The following is a 5711-nucleotide window of genomic DNA, read 5'->3' on the forward strand; positions in this document are numbered from 1 at the left end:
GGTTATTTAAACCTTGTTAGCTGATAAGTTAAGCAATATAGCTAAGTAAATTACGTGCTTTTCATCACATGGTTAAAAACCGCACGTCTGACAGGCCGAAAATGCAAATTAATGTTGATTGGTATTGAAGTTAGAATCTGCAATAATGCAAACCTTGTCACACTAATTTATTACAACATGACTGTAGAAAACGAAGCATTGACGCTCAAAAAACGCTTTCGCGGCTATTTCCCAGTGGTTATCGATGTCGAAACTGCCGGTTTTAACGCCCAAACGGATGCACTATTAGAAATTTGTGCCATTACCTTAAAGATGGACGAAAACGGCGATCTCCATCCAGCGTCAACTCTTCATTTTCATGTTGAGCCCTTTGAAGGGGCGAATTTAGAAAAAGAGGCGCTCGAGTTTATTGGCGTCCGTGATCCTTTTAGTCCATTGCGCGGTGCCATTGCGGAATCTGAAGCGTTAAAAGAAATTTATCGCCAAGTCCGTAAAGAACAGAAAGAAGCTGATTGCAGTCGTGCCATTATCGTCGCGCACAACGCCACGTTTGATCTTAATTTTGTCATGGCGGCAAGCGAACGCAGCAAGTTAAAACGAGTCCCGTTTCATCCTTTTGCTACTTTTGATACTGCTGCTCTTAGCGGCCTTGCTTATGGTCAGACCGTTCTGGCTAAAGCCTGCAAAACGGCGGGGATGGAGTTTGACAACAAAGAAGCCCATTCAGCACTGTACGATACGCAAAAAACCGCCGACCTATTCTGCGGTATCGTTAATAAGTGGAAAGCACTTGGTGGTTGGCCGCTGATCGATTCAGATGCTGAAGATAAAAAATAATAACATATAGACTCAAACAACTTGAAGATGCCACTAAGCGCACGAAAGAAACGCGGTAGCTTCAATTAGGACGAGTACAACACAACTAAAGAGTTAACTATGAATCCTGTAGTAATATCTGTCTGTGTCATGCTGGTACTGGCGCTGATGCGTGTGAATGTCGTGGTAGCCCTGACATTCAGTGCAATCGTTGGTGGTCTTGTATCAGGCATGAGCTTAAATGAAGCAGTCACTGCTTTTGAGAGTGGTCTTGGCGGCGGTGCAACCATTGCGTTAAGCTACGCGATGTTAGGCACCTTTGCGGTAGCGATTTCTCGCTCTGGCATTACCGATCTGCTGGCAAACAACGTGATTCGTCGTCTAAATGGCAAAGAGAACGGCGCAGCAACCACGGGGCTTAAATATGCCGTGCTCGTGGCACTGGTATTAGTCACCATGTCATCACAAAACGTAATCCCTGTACATATCGCTTTTATCCCGATTTTGATTCCACCTTTGTTGAGCGTCTTTGCCAAACTTAAACTGGATCGCCGCATGATTGCTTGCGTCCTGACTTTTGGTTTGATTACGCCATACATGGTACTTCCAATCGGTTTTGGCGGTATCTTCCTCAACAATATTTTGCTGAAAAACCTACGTGAAAACGGCCTTGATAACGTTGTAGCAAGTCAGATCCCAACCGCGATGTTACTGCCTGCGGCGGGTATGATTTTCGGCCTACTGACTGCGATTTTCTTTACCTACCGTAAACCTCGTGAGTATGCAGAAACCAGCCACACCAAGCCGAATCAAGAAACTCAAGCCATCAACAAGAAAAACATCGTTATTGCTGTGTTAGGCATTATCGCTGCACTGGCTGTTCAACTTGCGACTGGCTCAATGATTATTGGCGCCCTAGCCGGTTTCATGGTGTTCACCTTTGGTGGTGTTATCGCCTGGAAAGAGACTCACGATGTGTTCACGAAAGGTGTTCACATGATGGCTATGATTGGTTTCATCATGATTTCAGCGGCCGGCTTTGCCGCCGTAATGAAAATGACAGGTGGCGTTGAAACACTGGTTTCTTCACTGTCTACCAGTATTGGTGATAACAAGCCATTGGCAGCACTGCTGATGTTAGTGGTTGGCTTATTAGTCACCATGGGGATCGGCTCATCATTCTCAACCATTCCAATCATTGCCACTATCTACGTTCCACTGGCGGCTGCATTTGGTTTCTCACCGATGGCAACCATCGCACTGGTTGGTACGGCGGCAGCGCTGGGTGATGCAGGTTCTCCAGCCTCTGACTCTACGCTAGGTCCAACATCGGGTCTAAATGCTGATGGACAGCATGAGCACATCTGGGAAACGGTCGTCCCGACGTTTATCCACTACAACATCCCACTGATCATTTTCGGTTGGATCGCGGCGATGGTGCTTTAACGCATAAGTTTTATTGCACTACACGAAAAACACCGACAAAAAAAGCTGACCTTGGTCAGCTTTTTTATTCTTCACAATTTATCTTGTGCATCACAATGGGCGAGCCAAACGTTCATCACTGATGTTTGCTTGCCATCGCAGCCAATACTGGCACCATATCTTTCAACAATTGCTCTTCAACCGGCTTACCTTCAGGGTCAGTCACGTTGATTGAAGTACGGTTACCAAGATCACCAAATAGGAAGGTGTACGTAATCGATTTCAACTCAATCGGTTTAACGCCCACTTCAGCCCAGAATTCATCATTTGGCTCTACGTATTTCGCTTTAACTGTACCTTGTGACTGGTTACGCTCTTCAATCTTAAAGCCCATTTCAGGCAACAGTTTAGGTAAGCGCGCCCACAGCACATCATAAGGAGCACGGGCAATAATCACCGGTAAACCAGAGCGGTCTGTACCCATTGAAATTGGAATGTGTTTCACCAACTCACTGGCTTTACGCTCGGCTTCTAAACGAATATCCAGATCGTAGCGAGCCGCAACCAGGTTACTCATTAATGCACTGTAACGCTCTTTATTGGTTAAGCTTACCGGCAACTGTTCGGAGCCTTGACGCCAATCAATCAGCGACAATTTCAGTGCTTGACGGCCATTCGCCTCGAAACGAGACAATTCGTAACGAGCAGATAGTGGCGCATCTTCATCTTCTGAAACCCAAGTAACCCACTCAGTTTCTATACGTGAGTCATTCTGTTCACGCACGCTAATATTGCGCTCATCCAGCAAAGTTTCTGCCGTTTGCCATACTTTGTTCGCTTCATCACGATCCAGTAGCCACAACGTCACATCGCCGTTACTACGATCAACCCGAGCCCCTGGGATCAATTCCAGAATTTGCTGTGGTGGTCGAATATCGACTTGATTACCAATACCACCAGCGAAATCACCCTGCGGGATCACGTAGTTAGTGTAGAATTTTGGCTCTGCACCTGGAAGTGATTGCCACTCTTTCATCGGCGGCGTGTTGAGGTACTCAAAGTCATCTTGAGCTTGACGGCGTTGACTGGCACTGCCTGAACATGCACTTAAAACAAAAACAGCTAGTGAACTAACGACTAGCTGGGATGACAACTTCATTGAAACTCCTGATAAATAAATGCTGAAGCTTTACGCTTCAGCAGTCCTTAAATTTAGTAAATGCAAGCTTCTGACATCGCTTGAGCAACGATTGGTTTCGAGGCTTCTGACAACTCAGTCAGCGGTAAGCGCAAGCCACTGTATTCAATCAAACCTAGCTTATGTGCTGCCCACTTAACAGGGATTGGGCTTGATTCAGTAAACAGTTTCTTATGCAATGGCATCAATCGTTGGTTGATGATTTCGGCTTCTTCAAAGCGACCTTCTCGCGCTAGGCGGAACATGGTTGCCATATCGGCTGCGGCAACGTTATTCGTCACTGAAATAACACCTTGACCGCCGAGACGAACAAAATCGAGTCCCGTCGCATCATCACCACTTAGTAAGATAAAATCTTCGCCACAAAGTTCACGGTGTTTTGCAATTCTGCTTAAATCGCCCGTTGCATCTTTCAATGCGACAATATTTTCAATCTCAGCTAAACGCGCAACGGTTTCTGGAAGAAGATCAACCGCGGTACGACCCGGAACATTATAAAGAATTTGTGGAACATCGCTTTCTTCAGCAATGGCCTTGTAGTGAAGGTATAAACCTTCCTGAGTTGGCTTATTGTAGTATGGCGTCACACTCAGACAACCCGCAACACCTGAGTTATTCAGTAAGCGACTGAATGTTACAGACTCATGCGTTGCATTTGCGCCAGTTCCAGCGATAACAGGGATACGACCTTCAGCAAACTCAACCGTCTTCGATACGACCTTAACATGCTCTTCGATAGTTAACGTTGAAGACTCTCCGGTGGTGCCAACAGCAACGATGCCATCAGTACCCGCTGCTACATGGTAATCAACCAATTTCTTCAGGCTTACGTAGTCTACTTCGCCATCAAGATTAAAAGGTGTAATTAACGCAACGATACTTCCTGAAAACATGTCCTTCTCCCTAAATTTGATACTTTCTGCATGGTACTGTAAGGCGATGAAAAAAGACAAGCGCTTAAGGGCGCTTAAATCATCTATTTACCGGAATATTTCTTTCTAATAACCGCAAAGCGGCAGAATTCAGATCTGCGTCATATTGTTCAGCCATAAACACGCCGCCAACTCTTGGCTTTGATTTCGTGATAAGCCATGAATTTACGAGTGGTTAGCCAATTTATCGCCAAAAGTTTTGATTGCTGAGAATTTGATCAAACACGCCATTTTTCTGGCCATTAATTATGCTAAGCTATCCGATTAATCATCAATACAACATTGAAGTGATAGTATGACTCAGCATCTGGTAATTACAGCGGTAGGCAGTGACCGTCCAGGGGTATGCAACCAAGTCGTTGGTCTTGTTACTCGTGCCGGCTGCAATATTATTGATAGCCGTATTGCCCTATTTGGTAGTGAATTTACGCTCATTATGTTGCTCTCAGGCAACAACGCTGCGATTACCCGCGTCGAAACGACCTTGCCTTTGCTCGGGCAAGAGCATGATCTAATTACGATGATGAAGCGTACCGCCAAGCATGCCCACCAAGATAATAGCTATACGCTAGAAGCCTTTATTGAATCTGACGACAAAGTGGGTCTCACCGAAAAATTCACTCAGTTTTTTGCCGAAAAGAATATTGGTCTCTCTTCATTAAGCGCACAAACGATTGATAAAGATAAGGTGCAAGCAGCACACGATCAGTATCATTTAGCATTAACCGCATCAGTCGACTCTGAATGTAACCTCATGCAAATCCAAGAGGATTTTTCTGAATTGTGTCAGCAACTTGGCGTCATCGGTTCATTGAACTTCATTAAAAACAGTCAATAAAAAGGAACGCTCATGAACACGCTCACCGCTGGAACGGCAGCACCCGCTTTTTCTTTGCTTGATCAAGATGGTAATACCGTATCTTTAAGCGACTTTGCCGGTAAAAAAGTGCTGTTTTATTTTTACCCGAAAGCAATGACACCCGGATGTACAGTCCAAGCTCAAGGCTTACGCGATACCAAAGCCGAGTTAGATGCCCACAATGTGGTTGTATTAGGTGTTAGCATCGATCCGGTCAAACGTTTAGGTAAGTTCATCGATCGCGATAACCTTAATTTCAGCCTATTGTCAGACGAAGATCATGCCGTGGCAGAACAGTTTGGCGTTTGGGGCGAGAAGAAATTTATGGGTAAAGTGTATGATGGCTTGCACCGTATTAGTTTCCTAATCAACGAGCAAGGCGTGATTGAACACGTATTCAATAAGTTTAAGACCAAAGATCACCACGAAGTGGTATTAGCTTACTTGAACCAAGCTGACTAATTGTTGGTTAACCTCCAAT

6 protein-coding genes are annotated in these 5711 nt (G+C 45.1%); 4 read left to right on the forward strand and 2 right to left on the reverse strand.

Features of this window, described 5'->3' with window-relative positions; genetic code table 11:
* Window positions 1–177: 177 nt before the first annotated feature.
* Entirely contained in the window at window positions 178–837 is a 660-nt protein-coding gene (rnt, locus tag RH86_RS16335; RefSeq protein ID WP_005595017.1) for a ribonuclease T, read from the forward strand.
* Window positions 838–936: 99 nt separating this feature from the next.
* The gene (locus RH86_RS16340) at window positions 937–2262 is read left to right on the forward strand and encodes a Na+/H+ antiporter family protein (protein ID WP_009387335.1); all 1326 of its coding nucleotides are present in this window, start codon (window positions 937–939) and stop codon (window positions 2260–2262) included.
* Window positions 2263–2377: 115 nt separating this feature from the next.
* Here RH86_RS16340 and bamC read toward each other — a convergent pair whose 3' ends face one another.
* Both bamC and dapA read right to left on the reverse strand, forming a co-directional pair.
* Entirely contained in the window at window positions 2378–3400 is a 1023-nt protein-coding gene (gene bamC / locus RH86_RS16345; RefSeq protein WP_005595019.1) for an outer membrane protein assembly factor BamC, read from the reverse strand.
* 53 nt (window positions 3401–3453) lie between these two features.
* Window positions 3454–4332 (reverse strand): 4-hydroxy-tetrahydrodipicolinate synthase, encoded by an 879-nt coding sequence (gene dapA / locus RH86_RS16350; RefSeq protein ID WP_005595020.1) that lies wholly within the window; start codon window positions 4330–4332, stop codon window positions 3454–3456.
* Window positions 4333–4666: 334 nt separating this feature from the next.
* Here dapA and RH86_RS16355 point away from each other — a divergent pair, with 334 nt between their 5' ends.
* Complete coding sequence (locus RH86_RS16355) at window positions 4667–5209, forward strand: glycine cleavage system protein R (protein ID WP_009387336.1); 543 nt, start codon at window positions 4667–4669, stop codon at window positions 5207–5209.
* A gap of 12 nt (window positions 5210–5221) precedes the next feature.
* The gene (gene bcp / locus RH86_RS16360) at window positions 5222–5692 is read left to right on the forward strand and encodes a thioredoxin-dependent thiol peroxidase (RefSeq protein WP_009387337.1); all 471 of its coding nucleotides are present in this window, start codon (window positions 5222–5224) and stop codon (window positions 5690–5692) included.
* Window positions 5693–5711: the final 19 nt, after the last annotated feature.

Source organism: Vibrio sp. N418, from assembly GCF_000222565.1.
In the GTDB taxonomy this organism is placed as follows: Bacteria; Pseudomonadota; Gammaproteobacteria; order Enterobacterales; family Vibrionaceae; genus Vibrio; species Vibrio scophthalmi.

What these genes read in the sequence shown, in the direction of transcription:
- bamC (WP_005595019.1), bottom strand. Translation starts at nt 3,400, where the DNA reads ATGAAGTTGTCATCCCAGCTAGTCGTTAGTTCACTAGCTGTTTTTGTT.
- dapA (WP_005595020.1), bottom strand. Translation starts at nt 4,332, where the DNA reads ATGTTTTCAGGAAGTATCGTTGCGTTAATTACACCTTTTAATCTTGAT.
- rnt (WP_005595017.1), top strand. Translation starts at nt 178, where the DNA reads ATGACTGTAGAAAACGAAGCATTGACGCTCAAAAAACGCTTTCGCGGC.
- bcp (WP_009387337.1), top strand. Translation starts at nt 5,222, where the DNA reads ATGAACACGCTCACCGCTGGAACGGCAGCACCCGCTTTTTCTTTGCTT.
- RH86_RS16340 (WP_009387335.1), top strand. Translation starts at nt 937, where the DNA reads ATGAATCCTGTAGTAATATCTGTCTGTGTCATGCTGGTACTGGCGCTG.
- RH86_RS16355 (WP_009387336.1), top strand. Translation starts at nt 4,667, where the DNA reads ATGACTCAGCATCTGGTAATTACAGCGGTAGGCAGTGACCGTCCAGGG.